This window comes from Nocardiopsis halophila DSM 44494 (assembly GCF_000341245.1).
In the GTDB taxonomy this organism is placed as follows: Bacteria; Actinomycetota; Actinomycetes; order Streptosporangiales; family Streptosporangiaceae; genus Nocardiopsis_A; species Nocardiopsis_A halophila.
This window is the reverse complement of record NZ_ANAD01000158.1, coordinates 11,640-30,864: the sequence shown is the minus strand read 5'-3', so window position 1 is coordinate 30,864 and position 19,225 is coordinate 11,640. Positions and strand designations below refer to the sequence as shown.

At 62.9% G+C, this 19,225-nt stretch carries 13 protein-coding genes and 1 pseudogene; 9 read left to right on the top strand and 5 right to left on the bottom strand.

Annotation, left to right across the window (positions count from 1 at the left end; genetic code table 11):
• The first annotated feature begins 257 nt into the window (after positions 1–257).
• The 5 genes and pseudogenes from D450_RS30565 (at position 258) to D450_RS0118660 (ending at position 7,960) form a co-directional block, all read left to right on the top strand.
• Positions 258–2,751 (top strand): annotated as a pseudogene (locus D450_RS30565) (ATP-binding protein).
• Between the two features lie 197 nt (positions 2,752–2,948).
• On the top strand, positions 2,949–5,228 hold the full coding sequence (locus D450_RS0118675) for a type IV secretion system protein (RefSeq protein ID WP_241483210.1): 2,280 nt from the start codon (positions 2,949–2,951) through the stop codon (positions 5,226–5,228).
• Positions 5,229–5,286: 58 nt separating this feature from the next.
• Positions 5,287–5,946 carry a hypothetical protein gene (locus tag D450_RS0118670; RefSeq protein WP_017540176.1) on the top strand — a complete coding sequence of 220 codons (660 nt, stop codon included), beginning with the start codon at positions 5,287–5,289 and terminating at the stop codon, positions 5,944–5,946.
• A gap of 55 nt (positions 5,947–6,001) precedes the next feature.
• On the top strand, positions 6,002–7,171 hold the full coding sequence (locus D450_RS0118665; protein WP_017540175.1) for a C40 family peptidase: 1,170 nt from the start codon (positions 6,002–6,004) through the stop codon (positions 7,169–7,171).
• Positions 7,172–7,960, top strand: coding sequence for a hypothetical protein (locus tag D450_RS0118660; protein WP_017540174.1), 789 nt, complete (start codon positions 7,172–7,174; stop codon positions 7,958–7,960). It begins immediately after the preceding gene.
• Here D450_RS0118660 and D450_RS32620 read toward each other — a convergent pair whose 3' ends face one another.
• Both D450_RS32620 and D450_RS0118655 read right to left on the bottom strand, forming a co-directional pair.
• Positions 7,961–8,209, bottom strand: coding sequence for a DUF397 domain-containing protein (locus tag D450_RS32620; RefSeq protein ID WP_083932699.1), 249 nt, complete (start codon positions 8,207–8,209; stop codon positions 7,961–7,963).
• Complete coding sequence (locus D450_RS0118655) at positions 8,166–9,026, bottom strand: helix-turn-helix domain-containing protein (RefSeq protein ID WP_241483209.1); 861 nt, start codon at positions 9,024–9,026, stop codon at positions 8,166–8,168. Before D450_RS0118655 ends, D450_RS32620 begins: the two co-directional genes overlap by 44 nt.
• A gap of 170 nt (positions 9,027–9,196) precedes the next feature.
• On the opposite strand from D450_RS0118655, the gene D450_RS0118650 reads away from it, so the two are divergent.
• A complete protein-coding gene (locus D450_RS0118650; protein ID WP_017540172.1) occupies positions 9,197–9,574 on the top strand; it encodes a hypothetical protein in 378 nt (125 codons plus the stop codon).
• A gap of 1,588 nt (positions 9,575–11,162) precedes the next feature.
• On the opposite strand, the gene D450_RS33430 is transcribed toward D450_RS0118650, so the two are convergent.
• Positions 11,163–13,547, bottom strand: coding sequence for a TPR repeat region-containing protein (locus D450_RS33430; protein WP_152520867.1), 2,385 nt, complete (start codon positions 13,545–13,547; stop codon positions 11,163–11,165).
• A 43-nt stretch (positions 13,548–13,590) separates the two neighbouring features.
• On the bottom strand, positions 13,591–13,959 hold the full coding sequence (locus tag D450_RS33425; protein WP_152520866.1) for a hypothetical protein: 369 nt from the start codon (positions 13,957–13,959) through the stop codon (positions 13,591–13,593).
• Positions 13,960–14,673: 714 nt separating this feature from the next.
• Here D450_RS33425 and D450_RS34295 point away from each other — a divergent pair.
• Positions 14,674–15,072: a cupin domain-containing protein gene (locus D450_RS34295; protein WP_275041901.1), complete on the top strand. Its 399-nt coding sequence runs from the start codon at positions 14,674–14,676 to the stop codon at positions 15,070–15,072.
• 82 nt (positions 15,073–15,154) lie between these two features.
• On the opposite strand, the gene D450_RS0118630 is transcribed toward D450_RS34295, so the two are convergent.
• Positions 15,155–16,519 carry a hypothetical protein gene (locus D450_RS0118630; RefSeq protein WP_241483208.1) on the bottom strand — a complete coding sequence of 455 codons (1,365 nt, stop codon included), beginning with the start codon at positions 16,517–16,519 and terminating at the stop codon, positions 15,155–15,157.
• Between the two features lie 81 nt (positions 16,520–16,600).
• On the opposite strand from D450_RS0118630, the gene D450_RS0118625 reads away from it, so the two are divergent.
• Both D450_RS0118625 and D450_RS32615 read left to right on the top strand, forming a co-directional pair.
• On the top strand, positions 16,601–17,206 hold the full coding sequence (locus D450_RS0118625) for a TetR/AcrR family transcriptional regulator (protein ID WP_169541697.1): 606 nt from the start codon (positions 16,601–16,603) through the stop codon (positions 17,204–17,206).
• Positions 17,207–17,927: 721 nt separating this feature from the next.
• The gene (locus D450_RS32615; protein ID WP_152520865.1) at positions 17,928–19,145 is read left to right on the top strand and encodes a PQQ-binding-like beta-propeller repeat protein; all 1,218 of its coding nucleotides are present in this window, start codon (positions 17,928–17,930) and stop codon (positions 19,143–19,145) included.
• Positions 19,146–19,225 lie beyond the last annotated feature (80 nt).

Here is a 19,225-nt window from a genome sequence, read left to right as displayed (position 1 = left end):
GGTGAGGAGCCCTCGGCCGACTGCTTCCCGACCGAGGAACGGGCCGTTGAGCAGCGACGGAGGTACGTCCGGGTGTCTGGGCATGAGGACACTGTCCGCCGTCCACACTCCGAACGGGCGCTTTCCACAGCCCTCTGCCCACCCCTCCGTGTTGATCTCGGGAAAAGTGACCCTACAAGCACGGATTTAGGGGCGTTTTTCCCGAGATCAACACGGGAGGAAGCACGCGCAACGACCACCACCCGGGAGGGGCACCGATGAACGGCAGCAGGGGCGGCAGCCGCCTCGCGGTCCGCTACTTCGACGACCGCGTCCTGCTCAGCGACTCCGAGGCATGGGCGTACTTCAGGCTGCCGACCGTCTCCTACGAGTTCTCCACCCCGGAGGAGCGCGAGGCGCTCGCCAACAACATCACCATCGCGCTGGCGGCCATCCGGATGGACGACGCGGAGGTCCACCTGCGCATCGCCCACCGCACCTACCCGGCGGCCCAGTGGGCGACCCGCCTGGACGACACCTCCGACTCGGGGCCGGGCTGGTACGACTACCTCGACGAGATGTACCGGCACGTGTGGGCCAAGGACTTCTGGACCAAGGAGGTCTACCTGGGCGTGCGCCTGGGCATGCGGGGCGGCGTCCGCGGCCAGTTCACCCAGGGGGTGTTCGCCCAGCTGCTCGGCGCCTACCAGCGCTCGGAGCAGGCGCTGGGCATCGAGGACGCGGCCATCGACGCCAAGGAGATCGCGCGCTGGACCGACCAGTCCGAGCGCCTCGGCCGCGCGCTGGCGGCCAGCTCCCTGCACGCCAAGCACGCCACCGCCAACCAGATCGCCTGGCTCCTCAGGCACGCGGTCACCGGCACGGTAGAGGAGCCCCGGCCCTCGGCCGCGGGGCGGCGCACGTGGGGGCGCGGCGAGATCGAGCAGCTGGTGGAGGGCGTCATCCACAACGGGCGCTCCATGCTGCGCCTGGAGCAGCCCATGGGCGACACCTATGTCGCCTACCTGTCCTTCTCCCGTTTCCCCGACCTGATGCCTTTCCCGGAGGGCGAACCGTGGATGCACTATTCGGACGCCCTCCCGTTCCCGGTGGAGATCAGCGCCCGGATGAAGCTGATCCCGCCCGCCAAGGCGAGCAAGGACGTCAGCCGCAAGCTCGCCCACGCGCGCGACATGGACGCCCACATCCGCGAGGCGGGGGCGGACATGCCGATCGCCCTGGCCGAGCAGATCGACGCCGCCCGGATGCTGGNCAAGGGGGGGCCTGCCGTTCGTCTACGGGTGGCACCGGCTGATGGTGTCGGCGCCGACCGAGGAGCTGCTGGCGCAGCGGGTCGAGGCGGTCGTCGAGCACTACCGGGACATCGGCATCGACATCGTGAACTCCACCGGCGACCAGCTGTCGCTGTTCAACGAGTCGCTGCCGGGCGACCGGATCCGGCTCAGCGCCTACGCCCAGCGGCAGCCGCTGCGCACCATCGCCGGCGGGATGCCGACCGCCACCGTCGACCTGGGGGACCGGCGCGACCCGAGCCAGGGCGGCGGCGGGTGGACCGGGCCCTACATCGGGGAGACCCTCGGGCGCGCGCGCTCCATCGTGCACTTCGACCCGTTGGTGGCGGCGGCCCGCAACCGGCCCACCGCCATCGCCATCACCGGTGAGCCCGGCGGCGGCAAGACGACGCTGGCGCTACTGCTCATCTACCAGCTGGCGCTGCGCGGCGTTACGGTCGCGGCCATCGACCCCAAGGGCGACGCCGAGTCGCTGGTGCGGCTGCTCCAGCGGCGGGGGCGCAAGGCCCGCATCATGTCCCTGGAGTCGGCGCAGCCCGGCCTGCTCGACCCGTTCGCGTTCGGGGACGACCTGCCGTCCAAGAAGACCATGGCCACGGAGACGCTGCGGCTCCTGCTGCCCCGCATGAGCGAGGAGCGCGAGTCGGCGATGATCCAGGCCGTGGCGGCGGTCGCCAACCAGCCCGAGCCCAGCCTGGCCAAGGTCGTGCAGTACCTGGACAGGTCCCACGACCCGGCGTCGCGGAACCTGGGGGCGGTGCTGCAGTCCATGTCGGAGATGCGCCTGGCGAACCTGTGCTTCTCTCCCCAAGGCGACGCACAGGTGGACTCCGAGGGGTGGACGACGGTCTTCACCCTGGGAGGCCTGACGCTCCCGGACTCGACCATCCAGCGCGAGGACTACTCCTACGAACAGCGACTCAGCGTCGCCCTGCTGTACCTGGTGAGCCAGTTCGCCCGTGAGCTGATGAACGGGCTGGACCGGCACCTCCCCAAGGCGATCTTCCTGGACGAGGCGTGGGCGGTGACCTCCACCCCGGAGGGCGCGAAGCTGGTGCCCGAAGTGAGCCGCATGGGCCGCTCGCGCAACACGGCGCTCATCCTCGTCAGCCAGAACGCCGGCGACCTCCTCAATGAACAGGTGACCAACTGTCTGTCCAGTGTGTTCGCGTTCCGCTCCAGTGAGCGGTTCGAGGTGGAGAGCGTCATGTCGCTCCTAGGGGTGGAAACCGAGGAGGACCATATGGCGATGCTCAGGAACCTCGGCAACGGCGAATGCATCTTCCGCGATCTGGACGGACGGGCGGGGCGGATCTCCGTCGATCTGGTGTCGGAGGAGCTGCTGAGGTGGCTCGACACCAACCCGACACGGCATCACCCGGATGAGGAGGACACCGAGGTCTTCGAGGGTGCGGAGGCCTTGGTGAGCACCGGCAGGGGCAACGGGCAGGAACGGTGATCATGCGGCTGGGGCGCGGACGAGTGGGTGCGGGACGGCGCAAGCGGCGAGCTGCGGTGGCGGGCCCGGAGGCGAGCCTGTCACCGATGGCGGGCGAGGGCGGAGCCGAGCCGCCTCCGGAGAGGGCGACGGGGCAGGGGGCGCAGAGACCGCAGAGGCCGGGGCTCCGCCGGTCGCTGTCGATGGCGCTCTTGGTGATGGCGTTCCTGCTGGTGCCATTGGGGTCGGCACAGGCGAACCCGCTATGCCCAGGAGAGCCGGCGCCGCAGCCGGAGACTGCGGGGAGTGGTTCGGACGGCCTTCTCGTACCGCCGCAGTCCCAGTCGTCGATCGTCGGCTCCGAGGACGGGCTGCCGCCGGACGCGAGCATCTATGGCCAGTACGGGACGGCGGGCCAGCAGTGGCACGTCATCCGCGAGTCCTGCGTCGACAAGATGTCGTCCAGTGCGACCGCGACGCTCACCAACTCGGCGTGGGACCTGTCGAAGACCATCAACCAGTCCACGATCACCGTCTACCAGGCGGCGACCTCGGACGGTCTGCTGAATGACTTCAACTCGATGGTCGAGAGCGTCATCACCCAGCTCCGCGAGGGGATCTGGCGGCCCCTGCTTCCGACCGTCATCATTCTCGGCGCGATCTGGCTCGGTTGGTACGGGCTCATCCGCAAGCGCGTGACGCTGACGATCGAGAGCACGATCTGGATGGTCCTTGCGACCGCGCTGGGCATCTGGATCCTGGTGCAGCCCGGACAGATCCTGAACATGGCCAGTGGGTTGGTGAACTCGGGGACCCAACTGGTGAACTCGGCTGTTTCAAGGGTGTCCGTCAGTACCGGGACGACCTCCTGCCCTGCCGGGGCGGAGCCGGTACAGCAGGCCGGATGGGAATCGGACAGCGACTTCGCGGTCCGTCAGAACGCGAACATGCTGTGGAGCAGCCTGGTCTGTCAGCCCTGGGTGGCAGGGACCTTCGGAAACGGCGATGTGGCGGAGAGCGCTACGTCCCGTTACGCCGTCGACCTCCTAGAGGCACAGGGCATCAACAGGATCGAACAACAGCAGATTGCCGACGGAGAGGTCGACGCAGCCGAGCTCATCGCAGATAAGCAAGAGCAGTACGAGGATATTGCCTCCGAGATCGAGGAAACCTACCCTGGCGTGCATCCGCTGTTCGCGGGTGACCAGCAAGGGGACCGACTCGGCGTGGCGGTACTCGCGCTCTTCGCTGCGGTGTTCGCCGGTGGACTGATCCTTGCGGGCTCGGTGGCTCTCATCGTCCTGAAGATCGGGTTCCTGCTGTTGCTCCTGTTGGCTCCGGTGTTTCTGTTGATCGGAGTCCATCCAGGCTACGGCCGGACCGTTCTTCTGAGGTGGCTGGAGATGCTCTTCGGCCTCCTCCTCAAGCAGATCTTCATAGTGATGCTGATCGCGCTGCTCGTGATGTGCTACGGCATCATCATGGGATCCGGACTCGGGTGGGGTCTGCAGATGATCCTGCTGGCGCTCTTCACCCTGGCCCTCTTCATCTATCGCAAGCCGTTCGCCCACCTGTTCGCATCGGTGAATGCGAACACCTTCACATCGCGCATGGTCAATGACGCCATGCAGAGCCGCACGTTGAGCCAGAGCGCGAACGTCCTTCCGCCGGTCGCCTACATGCGAGCGCAGAAGTGGGGACTCAGGCGTGCTCCCCAGTTGGCCGGCGCCGCAGGTGCGGTGCCTGCCGGAGCCGCAGGGGGCGGGGACCAGCAGGACGCCGGGCGTGCGGCCGCACAAGGAGCTCCCGACCAGTCCGAATCCGAAGGCGGTGCTGTGCGCGGTGAGGGGCGGAGGGTGCGCGGCTCCGCCGGCTACGGCCATGCTCATGGCAAGTCGGGGCCGCCGCCGCTCAAGCTCGGCTCCACCGGCGGAAAGGAGGCTCCCGGTACGGCATCCTCTGCTCCTCCCCCGAAGTCCGCCGACCAGGCCCCCAGCCTGGGCGGGGCCGCAGCGCACAGTGGGGGAGCTGGCCCGAGTCCCGGAGGCCAAGGAGGCGGATCCGGTTCGATCCCGCCGCGCCCCGCCGGCGGCTACCGCGGCACCGGGGACACGGGGTGGGCGTCCGTGTTCGGTACCGGGAGTGGAAGCGGCCAGCGCTCAGGCGCAGGCGGTGACTCCCGGGCGGCCGAGGCACCGTCGAGGAACGACCCGTCGCCGACGAGCGGCGCGGGGATCTTCCAGGGACGGGAGGCCACTCCTCCGCAGGGCAATGTGAGCAAGGGGTCTCGTTGGGGCGGCCCCCGGTCGCGGCGGGAGCGGCCTGCACCTCCGCGGCAACCGGCACCGCCCGCCGCGAGTGGCTCAAAGGAGGGGGGGAACTGGTTCAAGTCCGGTGACAAGGACAAGGACCGCCCGATCAGCCCCTTCTGGACGGGGACCGGCGCCCAGCGGCGCCCCGACAAGGATGTGCCCTTCTGGTTGAAGGACGGCGACTGATGAGCCGGCAGGGCCGAAAAGCACCCCTACCGAACGGTGAGCAGAGAAAGCATCAGCCATGCCCCGGACACTGAGCGATCGTCAGCAACGGTTCGTCTTCGGTGCGCTCGTGGTCGTCCTCGTCGCCTTCGGCATCTATCTGAGCGTCGGGGGTTTCGGGGGCGACGAAGACCAGGCGCAGGGTGGCCAGGAACAGCGGGCGGGCGGTAGTGATACCGACCGTGCCGATCCGGGCGGGCCTGCGACGGCCATGCCCAGCCCTATCCCGACCACCGCTGTAGAGGACATGCAGGTGCTCGACTGGCTGCCCTTCGAGGAGGAAGAACTCAAGGCGGCTGCGGCGACGGCGCAGGGGTTCGCCGAGGCGTACGGGACCATCGACTACTCCGCACCTCGTGAAGATTACTTCGCGTCGTTGGAGGAACTCGCCGCCTCCGAATACGCGGAATCGCTCGCCCAGAGTTCAGGAGCCGGAGCGCTCTGGGAGGAGAAGGCAGAGCAGGAGACCGTGGCGCAGGGCCGGGCCGATGTCCGGTCGATCCGGAGCTTCAGTGATGGGTCGATCGTGTTCGTGGTGAGGGCGCAGTCCATCGTCCAGAACGACGACGGGGCGGACGAGGATCTCGGCGACTACGCCGTGACCGTGCAGAAGGATGGCGGGCAGTGGGTGGTCTACGACTTTCAGCCTGCCGACGCGGGAAACCTGGGCGGGGGATGACCTCGCCCGGAACGATCTTGTCGTATGAGCTGACCCCCTATCGGCAGGTGCCCGAATGATCTCCCTCTACATCTATCCGTCACGGAAGGACGCCGGTTCCTGCGCAACGCGGCTGGCGATCGGCGCCGGACTCCTGATCACCGGAGTCCTCGTAGTGGTCATCGTCGTGCTCCCGCTCGCAGTCCTACAACCGGCGGGGTACATAGCGATGAGCGGCCTTCAGTGCTCTTCCGACCCCGCAGCGCAGCAGGCTCAGAGCAGCGGATATGCGGAGGACTCCATCCCGCAGAACTACCTGGAGCTGTACAAGGAGTGGGGAGACGAGAAGGGGGTCCCCTGGAACATCCTCGCCGGTGTGGGACAGGTGGAGAGCAAGCACGGGCGCTGGGACGGCCCGGGGATCACCGAAGGGCACAACGACTGGGGTGCTGCGGGGCCGATGCAGTTCGGAGCCCTGGACGGGTCCGCAGCCGGTAATAGCTGGGGCGGCGAGCCGATCATGGACGTCGAGGATCGGCCGGAGGAGGGGTACGGCCAGGACGGCAACGACGACGGCATCGTCAACGTGTACGACCCCGAGGACGCGATTCCGGCGGCCGCCGATTACCTGATCGCACACGGGATCAAGCAGGACGTCCGTTCGGCGATCTTCGCCTACAACCACGCCGACTGGTACGTGGACGACGTTCTGGAATGGGCTGAGCAGTACGCGGACGGCGACTTCAACCCCAGTGGCTCGATCGCGACAGCGGTTGAGTGCACGGTGAACGCCCAAGGGGCCCCGATCGGTGAGGCGCCGGACGAGTATTCTCAGGCCGTCGTCGATTGGGCCCTGGCGCAGCGTGGCAAGCCGTACGTGTACGGGGCGACCGGTCCGGACACGTTCGACTGCTCCGGGTTGACGATGAAGGCCTATGCGAGCATCGGCGCCTCGATCCCGAGGATCTCCCAGAACCAGTGGACGTTCGGGCCGGAGATTCAGCAGGGTGAGGAACAGCCGGGGGACCTGGTGTTCTTCGATGTGAGCACTCCGGGGGAACCTGATGGTCCGGGGCATGTCGGAATGGTCATCGGTGACGGTCTGATGGTGGAGGCATGGTGCACCGACTGCGGCCCGGTCGCGACGCGTGAGTATGATGACCCGAGCCGTGCGGACATCATCGGCTTCACCAGGCCGTTGGAGCACCCGGACGTGAAGGCGCAGTTGGAGCAGCAGAACCCCTAGGTGAGGTTCAGAGAGAGCATGGCCGAGGAGACAGCGAACAGCCGCTCGCAGAAGAAGGGGCTGCACGGTTGGAAGGCGTTCCTCGTCGTCTTCGTTTCGGGAACCGCGGCCGCTTTCATCGTGATGGGCGTGATCGTCGGTGTTCTCCGCCTTTTTGTCTCCACGGTCACTGGAGGGGAAGAGGAGACGCCGCCGGTCGCCGGAGGAGGGGCGGTCAGTGACGAGACAGGTGAGCCGGTCGCGGATCTAGAGCCCGGTGAGTTGGACCTCTGCGTCAAGTCGATCCCCACGATCTCCGGGCTCAGTGTTGAGCGTACCGACACGGACGACGATTTCGTGGATACTGCCCAAGATGGTGATGGGGGTAGGCGTACCGTCTCGGACAACTGTCAGTGGATGCTGAACCCTGACTTCAATTCGATTGAACGGTGGGACTTCTCTTTCTCTTACAATGCCATCATCGATGGTGAGGGTGGCGACTCTCCGGATGACGTGGCCTCCGGGGACCTTAGGGAGCAGAGAAGCGGGCTTGAAGAAGGTCTGGAAGAGATCGAGGTGGCGGAGCCCGCTGACTACTCGGATGAGTCGTACCACGTCTATGGTTCTCCCAGCCCAGGAGAGACCGCGTACAGGGCATTGGTGAGGACTCGTGGCGCGGTGTACGAGATCCAGCTCACGGCGAAGAACAATGGGGAAGAACTGGTCCCGCGGAAGGCCTTCGAGCATGAGGTCGATAAAATCGTGAGCCGTCTCGATATCGACCTTGGGCTCTGGATTCCGGAATACTGACTATTTGAGGGACTCAGTGAAAGCGATCCAGGCGTGTTTCGGGAAGCACAGGATCGTCGCTGAGGGGGCCTTGGAGTCTCGGACTCGGATGAGTTCGGTCGGTTGATCGCTGGGTCTCCAAGGGCCTGTGACTTCGACGCACTCTTGTCCTTCGGGGCTGCTGTAGGAGCTCTTGTGCCATTCGGGTGTGAAGTAAGTGTGCACCTCATCCCCCTCTGAGATCGTCCACGATCCGGGCCAAGTGACCATTCGTCTCCTCGGGCGTCAAGGCGAGCGATGACAGGCCATCGAACTTCGCTTCGTAACGCCCGATCTCTTCTGGTTCCTCCATGAATATACCGTCTCGCGAAATATCGATGAAGACGACGGTGGACTGTTGGGCAGCGACGAAGTCGAGGATCGCGAATTGACCGGTCACACCAGGGTGACCTCCGGCGCTGTCGGGGATGATGCGTACTTCCGCCGTACCCTGCTCGTTGAAGAGCATGAGGTGGAGGAGCTGCTCGCGCATCGTGAGCGCACCACCGACGAGCTTGCGCAGGGCCGCTTCGTCGATGATGGCCTGGACGACGGGACCGTCTGAACGCTCCAGCAGCTCCTGTCTTGCCATGCGCGCTTCCACGCGGCGTTTGATCTCGGATGGTTCCGAGAACCCACCGGCGCGGATCAGAGCGCGTGCGTACGCCGGCGTCTGCAGCAGTCCGGGGATGACGAGGGCGCCGAAGAAGCGGATGGCGGATGCCTGTGATTCGAGGCTCACGTAGGAGCCTGGGCCCAGGACGTCGTGGTACCGGACCCACCAGCCCTGCTCCTTGGCCTGCTTGGACATGGCGATGAGAGCGGCGATCCGACCTCCGTCGGTGAGTCCGTACAACGCGCACAAACTTCGGATATCCGCCTCTTTCAGGCGCTTCCACTGGCTGCGCTCGATGCGGTTCACCTTCGACCGGTCCCAGTTCAGCGACCGGGCCACGTCGAGAGTGTCGAGGCCGGCCGCCTCCCGGAGCCGCCTCAACTCGTTCGACAAGCGGCGGTGCCGCACCGTCGGGCCGTGCTCTTCGATCACACCCACCTCCAGTCGCTGCCGTGACGTGATCATACGGGGGCAGGGCGCTGTGAAAATCTACCTCTGAGTTGGCAGAACCGCTTGCAAAATACCTCGGAGGTAAATCACACTCACAGTGAGAGGTCGACCAACCACGGAGCGGTCGACCCTGCACCTCAGGTGGTGACCTCATGCCCGTTTCCGTCTACACCGGCTCGCCCCTCCACCCGCTCTTCGCTCTGGCCAAGGAGATCGAAGCCCGCGGCCTCGGGGCGGCCGTCGACACCTCCGTCTCCGTCGTCGATGCCTACATCCTCGACCCCGACGGCGGCGACTCCGCACGCATCCGCAACTGCCCCTTCGGCTTCCAGCGGGCCGTCCTCCGCCCGGACGCCGTCTCAGCCCGCCCCTGGTGGTGGCTCCTCTGGCCCGGTCAGCGCTTCGAGCGCGAGATCGCCGAGCCCGAGATGACCCGCCTCCTCCCGGTCGAGGAGTACGCCGACCTCGCCCGGCGGATCGAGTCCATCCTGGCGGCTTCCCCGGACCGGCCCACACGAGCCGCGAAGTAGCCGCCCCCGAGACGCGCTCCGCCCGGAAGGAGGGGGCCGGGCGGAGCGCCCCCAGAGTCGCACGAACCCCCAGGGCCCACGCCCCTCGGTGACGACACCTCTCCCCGCCGGGACCTGTTCCCTCCCGGAAATGGGGACGACCGCCGTCACGCGCGGGTCCCTCCCCGACCGCCCAGCTCGGAGACCCCCATGAGCAACAGCCACCCGGCGATACCCGCCGGCTCCAGCCCACTCGCACAACGGACTTCCACCAGCCCGACAACGCCGACCGCCAGCCGCGTCCGCCTGGTCCTCTCCCGGGACCACGGCCGGCGCTTCAACCGTGCCCCAGCGCCCACCCGACAGGACGGGGCGAGCCCCACACTGCCGCGCCCACCATCGACGCCTCCGGCCACCACGCCCCGCCCGGCGTCTACCGGAGACGGGCCGCCGCTCCTCCGCTCCCCGCACGCCCGCGCGAGCCATGACATCCCGGAGGCCGACCTCCCGCCCTGGCTCCTGGAAACGACCCGTCAGCTCAACCCGGCGGCCCGAGCCGCGACGCCGACCACCGGCGACGTCCGCACGACCCACGCCGACCGGCGAGCCCGCAGGATCGACACCGGCGCACTGGACCTGCGTGACCTCCCGCCCACAGGGCCGGCGACCCATCTGGAGGCCACCCCCAGACGGCCCCGCCACAGAACACGCCGCCTCCAGCTCCTCCCGCCAGGCCGAACCCACGGCGAATGGATGCTCTTCACAGCAGGCGAGGCCCTTCCCTACTCCTGCACGGTCACCGTCGTCGTCCTCCTGGCCCACCTGCTCGGCCTCTTCGGCTGAGCACCCCTTTGAGCCTGAATAGGGCGACCTCGTTCTCCGTCTCCGTTCGCCCTGCTACACACGCTGCTACACAGGGGGAGGCGACGGCAGAGCTGATCCGCGTCTGCGTCATGTGGCCCTGCTGTCCTCCCGGCAGGGGCGACCGGGCCCTGAATTGGGCCGTCGTGTGCATCGGTAACGCGGCCGGCGGCCCGATCAGAGGATCATAGTGATCATCTACTCTCGACGTGTGGACCCGAAATTACTCCTTGATGGCGAGGAAATGGAGGGCTGAGGCAGCGTAATATACGGGTAAACTTGAATCCGTCAGGCGAGGTGGCTTCCCGCCAATGGACCCGATTCTGTAAATGATTATGGGATATTGTGAAATCGGTAGTGGGAGCTAAGAAGTTCTTTGTCTAATGAGCAAGGCGACGCCTGTTGCCCCGATCAGCGACGCGGGGAAAATCGCAATCACTGCCCATGCGATTCTCTCGCCTCGTTTGACTTCGCAGTACGAGTGGACTGAATTTGGGTTGTCGGAATAGCCGAGGTTCTCGTCCCAGAGTTCAAGGTTCCTTCCTCCTGTACCAGACCACGCCGCAGCAGAGCATGAGACTGCCGGTTCACCGGTCTCTCTGTTTTTTAATGGCTCTGGCGGAGAGACCAGAAAGAACAGCGAGATCCCCCATATGCAAACTGCAGCAAGAATCATCACGAAGGGGAGCTTGCTTTGATTCAAAAGTATGCCCTTTCGGGTGAAGTATTATGTTTCTAATGAGATTAATCAGCTTGAGTACTGTTCCTTGTACTCATCGGCGGTTCGGGCTCGTTCCATCTCGATCTCCTTGTAGGCGTCGTCGTACTCCTGGAAATAGTCGTCGGCAAGTTCTCCATGTCCGGAATCTTCCAGGTTGCCATTTGCTTTCCCTACCATGTCGTCCCGGATTGCTGCCGGAAAATCCTTCGCCGATGAAGCAGGCCCGCCGTCAGGGCCGGGAAATCTGATCCCGAGGTGGTCCATCGTCTGTAGTTGGATGTTGAGGCGAACTGATTCCCTTGATTTAACACTGTAGTCTTCGTATGATTGGACCTCTTCATTGAATATTGGCTGCGAAGGATCGCCGTTCCAGAGACCTTTGATGAATTTGTTTCCTTTGTCTGAAATTTCGCCACCGACGAGTGGCAGCTTGCTGGCATACTGGTCGACCACTTGGCCGACAGTCATATCGTAGAGCTTATTTGCACCTCCCTCGTTCATGTCCTTTGCGCGCTTCGCGGCTTCACTTTCCATGTTGTATCTGTCCAACCCATCGTGGAAGAGCGCGGTATCAAACATGCCTCTGAACCTTCCCGTATTCACCGCAACAGCCTCAGGGCGTGCGTTGCCAGAAAGATAGGAATCGAGAGCAAGCGTCTCGTTCGCGTTGATACTCGCGTACATGTCTGCGGCTGCCTCATCACTGCTGGCGACCAGCTGCAGAAACTTAATTCTGTCTTTCAATGGCATGCTCAATGTGTCATCATTAATTCCCTCCACTCCTTCAAGAAATGCATATTCACCGCCGGGGCGCCCGAAATCGTACATGTGCACCTGGACGACATCGCCCATAGCAAGTGAAATTTCTGGGTTTACGCGTCCGATTGACTTCTCCCCCTTTTCTCCGTTTGTGAACTTGGAGAACGCATCATCATCAGTGGTCGCCTCCACTAGACCCAAGGTCGCCTTTCCGGCCATCTTTTGCAGCTCAACGTCATCTGAAGTCGCAGCATCGGGAATCCAATTTATCAACTTGGCTGCAGCCCTTCCGTCATCGGCCCAGTTTGTATCGAAGAGTCCTTCCAAAACATCTGACGGGGTCTTTCCATCGTAATTGGGATGGCCGTATTCACCTGTCAAAATCGAGTAGTTGGCATCATCATTCCGAGTGGTTACACCCAAGATCTCCTGTAGGAGGCCAGGGGCAAGGGATTTAGGAGCGGAGGTGTCGTACCTGAGGACCATGCTCTCGTCGAGTGTACTAAGGAGGTGGCCATCCTTAAGCTCTAGGGCAATTGCTGTTGTAAGTCCGGCAGAGAACTCACGCCCGCCCTCGATCTGCTCATCAGTTCCGTGGATCAGGGAGTTGAGTTTAAAGAGGTCCCTCTCCCAACCTAGATGGTTGTATTCCTTGGACTTTGGCCCATCAACCACGTTGACGACAGACTCTGGAAGGTAGTCCAACCCACCTCCCAGTTCTTCGTGCGAAAGAGTGAGCAGTCCACCTCCAATCGTCGAAAGCATTTTGTTCACTTCTTCGTTCGTGAACTCTCCTGAAGAAACAATATCTTCAGTGATCCCAAGAAGCCCGTCTTCCAGATGTGAATCGAGCTCTGAATAGAAGCTCTTGAGATATTCGAGTTCCTCTTCGCGAAGGTTGCCTCCGTTGGCCCGATGCTCGACGCCAACCGTATTCAAATATGTGAGGCCAGCGATGATTTCTTCAGGGACTTCGTCTCCATTCTGGATCGCTTCAGCTGCTTTCTTGCCATCTTTCTTCCCAAGCGATCCGTCAAACGCGATTGGTACAGGTTGGCCGGTCCCTAGGATGTTGTAGGCTGACCAACCGATCATTCCATCCTCGACTAGTTTTTTGACGACGATGTCTTTGGCTCCGCTTTCGATGTCACCATTGATCTCTGCAGTTCTATCCTCAAGAACGTCGAGGGCCTTCTCAGCTCGTCGCTCTAGATCTCTGAGCTTCTCCTGACGTCTGTCATAGTAATCAAGGAGATTGGGGGATAGGTCTCCGGTATTCCGGACTGCGCCGTCGGATCCGGTTTCAGTTTTTATTTCACTGGGAGGAGGAGGGAAGCTGTCCCACTCTTCTTGGAGCTCGTCTAGGGTCTTACGGAATTCTCGAACATGGCCAATAAATGCCGAAGTGCAACCCGCGCCAACCACGCAGTTCATTGCTGCCTGTTGCCACAAGTCCTCATCATATGAGGCTTGTGATTTGATACTGTCTTGGATCATTTCAGTGAAATTGTTGGCCCCTTGCGTCAGCGCCTGTTTTATGTCTCCACCATGTCCGGTCATCTCTCCGATCAGCGCAAAAAATCTTTTGACATCTCCCTCGAGCGAGCCGATTTTGATGGATTTGTCGTCCCAGTCGTCACGATTGAAGCCCACTATGACTCTCCTATTGTCTATTGTTTTTCAGATGCTGATGTGCCTAATAAGTCGGAGCCCATGGCCCGTGTCCAGGGGGCACGTCATTTCCGGGAACATTGACGGCTGAACGTTCAAATTCGCTCATGCTTTCACGGTCCGTTGCTTCTGTCGACTCAGCTCCGGAGACCATGTTGCCGCCCATCTGAGTTCCATGTTCTTGGACGTCGTCCATGCTTGATTTGCATTCTTGGCCAAATGCGTCAAAGCCGGTCAACTTCAATTTTCCAGTCCCTGAATCCTCTTCTACGTCGAGGCACACATCAAGGAAGCGCCCGGATATACCAGAGAAATTCTCGGCGATTGATATTGTTTTTGTGCCATACCCTTTTGCCTCTCCCGGGTTCGCGCCTGCTTCATTTGTATTGGTCATGAATCCTCGTACGGCGTAGAAGTGAATAAAAGGTTAAAGTTGGGACTGATGAACGGCCATGGCTTGCATGCAGGAGCTGACCTGCTTCGGTCCTTGAAGTTACACCCTGTGGGTAGGTGCTCACCCTGACAGGGCCTAGTAGCGGCGGAGCCGGATATGACCGGAGTCGGACATGTGGACCTTGAGCAGCGAATCTCGGCCCCTACATGGGCCCAGTTCGGCCCCATGTAGGGGCTGGGTCACACCGCCTTGAGCGTGCCCTGGAAGCGCTCGACTGTGCCGTCTAAGGCCCGGGATGACCACGAGAGAGGCAGAGGGGGGAAACAGCCGCTCCCTGACCATAGGGGAACCGCCCCACACCGCATAGTTCTGCCCACGATGTGCGGTGCTTCGTCACGTGTCACATGAATCCGGCCGGGTCCGTCAAGGGAGTGGATCCGAGCGGGGCACGCCGGAGTCATTGCGTGGTCGCCCCACCGGTTCCTGCCTTACGGTGCGTCGACCGACACGTCGGCTGACGAACGGGACGACCCTGAGGAGCGAACCATGTCCTTTCCCGCACATGACTACCCCGAGGTCCTCTACGTCGGCGAGGAGAGAGAGGCCAGCGCGACCTTCCGTCCGGCGAGTACCCCGCCCGATCTGACCACTCCCGGGGCGGGCACTTCCACTACCTCTCCACGCGGTTGAGCAGCGACGGGTTGTTCGGCCTGTATCAGAGCCGGCTGGGGGGCAGCGGTCGGTGGGACCAGCCCGCACTTTCACAAGACGATGTCGGAGGCGTTCTACGTCCTCTCCGGTGAGATCCATGTCTTCGACGGCGAGCGCTGGATGGACGCGGGCAAGGGCGACTACCTCTACATACCGCCCGGCGGTGCGCGCTCCTTCGGCAACATCTCCGGCGTACCGGTGGAGTTCCTGATGCTCTTCGCTCCTGGAGCGGCACGGCAGGGCTACTTTGAGGGCCCCGGTGAACTGGGAAAGATGACCGACGAGGAGAGGAAGGAGTTCCTGATCGCGCATGACAGCTGGTTCCCCGACATGACCAAGGGGCCCGCCACGGACTCCTGGGAGGAGCGGGCCGCTCTGAGGAAGTCGTTCAAGACTTGGTGACCTGACGAGCGGCGCAGACTCGTGGTTCGGTTCAGCGACTTCCGCAGCAGGAGGACCACGGGTCCGTCGGGCGCATGCGCCCTCACCGCCCGGAGCGCGTAGACCGTCGGAGCGCAAGCCAGCCGGCCGCGATTACGGCCAGGATCATGACCGTGTTGTGGGCGTACTTCGGCACCGCTGCGACGTCGCCGAGGAGCGGGAAGTAGGTGAACGCCAGCGCTCCACGGCCCAGGAGGAAGGCGAATGCCACGGTCGCGCTGTGGCGGAGCGACCATCCCCAGGTCCTTGCCGCGACCAGGATGGCGATCCCGAACCCTCCGGTGACGGCCGCGCTCATGAGCACTCCACCCCAGCTCTCCGTGGCGAAAGAGGGGATCAAGCCCGCGAGGAGCGCGACTGCGAACACCGGCCAGAGGGGCAGTCGGCCCGTGGTCCCTGTGGTCACGTGCGCCTTGGAGGTTCGCCGCCGGCCGAGCAGCGTGGCGGCCACGATGAATGCGGCGACGATCCCGGCTGAGACCAAGAGCTGCGCCGGTGTGCCAGAGCGTGACTCCGGATCGGACAGGATCATCGCGGCGGCCCCTCCGTAGGCCAGTACGGCGACCACCGTCCCGATCGGCCCGAGCCACGGCTTCCGCGCGCGCTGCGGGACCCACGCCTCGGCGAGGGCGACCGGGGCCGCGAAGCTATAGATCATGTGGCCGGTGACGAAGTTGTAGGCGTTGGACGCGCTGATGCCCAGAGCCGGGATGAGTGTGCCCTGCCGCATCTCCTCCCAGCCCTCGTATCCCTGGTAATCGACGCTGAAGATCGACTGGTCGATCAGACAGGCCTGGGCCGTGCCCAAGGCCGCGAACACCAGGAGCAGGCTGGGCCAGCCCCACCCGAGCCTGCGCACGAGATCACGGGCCACCAGCGCCGGAGCGCCGTAGAGCGCACCGAAGAAGACCAGCGCGAATGCGACGGCGCCTGGATCCCCGGTGTTGTCGCTGTAGGCGGTGAGGAGTTCCGCACCGATCCCGCACATGCCGAGCAGGCCGACGATCTGGGCGGGGCGGGTCCAGTCCCGGCTCGGGTGGTCACTGTCCGGCCGACGCGTGATCAGCTGCCGGACTCCCGCGAAGGCGGCAACGCCCAGTGCGGCGAACTGGACGACGCGGATCCCGACCGCGATCGCGGTGCGTGCGCCGTCCGGCTCCGTGCTGAGTGCCGTGATCGCAGCCGCGACGGCGATGGCGACCGCCAGGAGCGCGATTCCCGCGCCGATCCGGCTCGGCAGCACCCGTGCGGCCACGGCGGCTGCCAGCAGCACCGGCGCCGTCAGCGGGAGGCTGATCGGACCGTCGGGCGGCGGACCGACGACGACCAGCATTCCGCTCGCAAGCGCGGCGATCACCAGGCATGCGGGCAGCAGCCAGGCGGTTCGTCCTCCAGCAGTGAGACTCATGAGCGCTAGTTTGACACATCAATGTCGCAAAAAATGACGCGCAGGTCCTGCTTCGTGGTCACGGCGACCTACAATCGCCCCATGCCCCGGACCAACACCGACCCGTCCCCGACTGCGCGCCGGACCCGCAGACTGATCGTCGAGGCCGCGATCGAGACGCTCGCGGGGAACCCCGCGGCCACACTCGCGGAGATCGCCGACGCCGGCGACGTCAGCCGGTCCACCCTGCACCGGCACTTCACCGACCGGGGCGACCTGCTGGCCGCGATCGACGAAGAATGCCGGATCCGGTTCGCGCACGCGGTCGAGGCGGCACGACTCGGCGAAGGAGACGCGCTGAACTCGCTGGACCGCCTGGCGCAGGAGTACCTGGGACTCGGGTCGGTACTCGGGCTGGTGTTCGCCGACAACGCGCCCGTCGACCCCGACGTCTGGGAGGACAGCGAAGAGCGCGATCAGACTCTGAGCGCGGTGATCCAACGCGGGCAGCAGGGCCATGAAATCGACCCCGAGGTCTCCCCGACCTGGGTGATCACCACGTTCTGGGTGATGCTCTTCGGAGCCTGGCTGGCGCAGAAGAGCGGGATGAGCCGTAGGGACGTCAGCGTCCAGCTGTCCCGCACGTTCCGCAAGGCAGTGGGGCCGGGCGATCCGGCCGCTCGACGGGAGCCTGAGGGACGCGGATAGACGCGTTCACGGAGGGGTCCTGCTGGGCTGATGCCTGGAACCGAGGGAGGGAGTCTCGCGAGGGAACAGCAAGCGGTCGGTCGGCGTCGAACGGGTCCACGAGGTTCTTCACTTCTCACCCATCAGTCAGGAGTTCCGGCTGCTGTCGTAGATCGCCGTACGCGATCGGATGTGTGGGTTTCGGGGGAGTGATGAGGTCTCACGCGTCCGATCTCCGTTTTCTCCGGAGGCCACTCGGTGCGCTGGCGGTCGCCGTTCGGTATTGAAGAGTATGGCGACCGGCATGTTGACGTAGTCTCTCCTTCGGGGAAACGGTAAGGCGTGGCGAAATGAATACATTGAAGGGTGAGTCTGTCCTGGATGAAGACAATAAGGCTTAAGCGGCATCTTTGTGCCGCATTTGCGATCGCGGGTACTGTAATAATTATTTACTTGGTGGCGTTCCCTCCCTTTGGGTTTCAGCCGACTCATGCAGAGTTTGGGGTGTCTGAGTCCAAAATAACGTGCTCATCTCCGATGGCGGCCGGTCCGGGATTGCATTAAAGTCGGGTCTGGGATATCGACGACGGAGTTTCCGGGGACGGGGCATACGCGAATAATGTGTGTGACGCTCGCCGTGTTCAACGACTCTCCTTGGCATTGCTAATTTCGATCCCGACTATATTTTCCGGTGTCCTGGCCTTGACTCGTTACAGGGAAGTCCAAGGCTTTGGTGTGTGAGTTGTCGACGAAAGTTCAAAAAAAGTGGTTTGTGGTTGGTGGTGTTGCGATCTCTGTGGCCGTTTCGGTGATGGCCGTAAATGCCTGGTACATACGCGAGGATTCACCGGTAGTGCACCCTGGCAGCGATTCAACCGTCATCGGCAATGCAGGTCAGTATACGGCCGCCAGTCTGGCTGATGTTCTGGAATCTGTTTCGGCGGAGAAGGGTGGAGAACCCGAAAGTTTTCTCGTTTCGTCCGGTAGTCTGATCGCTTTCTTTCCGGATCATGTATCTGCACATACGTTGGCGACCGGGCGGAAAAAATGGTCGGTTGATCTTCCTGGAGGATCTGTCGGAGCGGCACTTTCACCTCCTGCGGAAGGCTCATCGGATGGGGGTGATCAGAGGCTGATTATTTCGTACAGACAGTCCTCTTTGTTTAGTGAGGAAAATCGTTATATGGTCCTGGACGCTGAGTCCGGTAAGTTGTCTGAGGACAGTCCGACCCCTGCCGGAGTGAGGAGGGTGATTGGTGCGACAAAGGGTAGTGTCGTGTTTCTCGGTGAATCCGATGGTCAAGTGACCGGTCGCTCGCTATCGAGCGCAAGCGAAACCTGGGAAGCATCTCTTCCTTCTGAGTGCACATACAAGGATTATGAATCGGAAACCTGGAAGCCCGTTTCTGACACGGACACCATTGTTTTGCCTTATGAGTGTGGAGGCGTAGATGGATTGGCTGCATTCAATGAGGAAGGGGGTGAGGAGTGGAAATACCAAGTCGAAGATCTGGACGATTTAGATGTTCGCCAGGTTGATCAGAACGACGTTGCGCGATCGGAATCCGATCCGATCTCAACCGTAATTGATGAAGGGGGAGGAGTGTTTCTTGACATTCAAAGTGGACAGAGTTTCACTCCCTCTCCTTGGGGAGGAGTTGCACACTTGGAAAAGATGGTTGAATCTCCGGTGGGTGAGGTCGAATCCAATGCTGAAACTATCATAATTGGCAGTCGGCGGGAGATAGATTTTAGAGGGACATTGGAATCTGCGAATCGTTTGCTCGAAATGGGGGATGTCCAGGAGAGTGACTTCGATCCTGGGTTGCTCATGTCAATTGATGGAGATAGCAGGCTCGCACTTGCGCCAGGTGAAGTTGAACGCGAAAAGAAGGTTCCTGCTGCGAGCTATGTTGACGATGTAATTGATTCATTGAAGGTAAAGAGTCAGAACCTCTGAAGCCTGCCTGTCTTGGTAGTTTTGCTGGTCTTCCGTTCAGGGCGAGTATTGCACTAATTATGAATATTGCTGAAATGAAG

Excerpts from the sequence above, each read along its gene's own strand:
- D450_RS0118675 (WP_241483210.1), top strand. The coding sequence starts at position 2,949 with ATGGCGTTCCTGCTGGTGCCATTGGGGTCGGCACAGGCGAACCCGCTA.
- D450_RS0118670 (WP_017540176.1), top strand. The coding sequence starts at position 5,287 with ATGCCCCGGACACTGAGCGATCGTCAGCAACGGTTCGTCTTCGGTGCG.
- D450_RS0118665 (WP_017540175.1), top strand. The coding sequence starts at position 6,002 with ATGATCTCCCTCTACATCTATCCGTCACGGAAGGACGCCGGTTCCTGC.
- D450_RS32620 (WP_083932699.1), bottom strand. The coding sequence starts at position 8,209 with ATGGTCACTTGGCCCGGATCGTGGACGATCTCAGAGGGGGATGAGGTG.
- D450_RS0118650 (WP_017540172.1), top strand. The coding sequence starts at position 9,197 with ATGCCCGTTTCCGTCTACACCGGCTCGCCCCTCCACCCGCTCTTCGCT.
- D450_RS33425 (WP_152520866.1), bottom strand. The coding sequence starts at position 13,959 with ATGACCAATACAAATGAAGCAGGCGCGAACCCGGGAGAGGCAAAAGGG.
- D450_RS0118630 (WP_241483208.1), bottom strand. The coding sequence starts at position 16,519 with ATGAGTCTCACTGCTGGAGGACGAACCGCCTGGCTGCTGCCCGCATGC.
- D450_RS0118625 (WP_169541697.1), top strand. The coding sequence starts at position 16,601 with ATGCCCCGGACCAACACCGACCCGTCCCCGACTGCGCGCCGGACCCGC.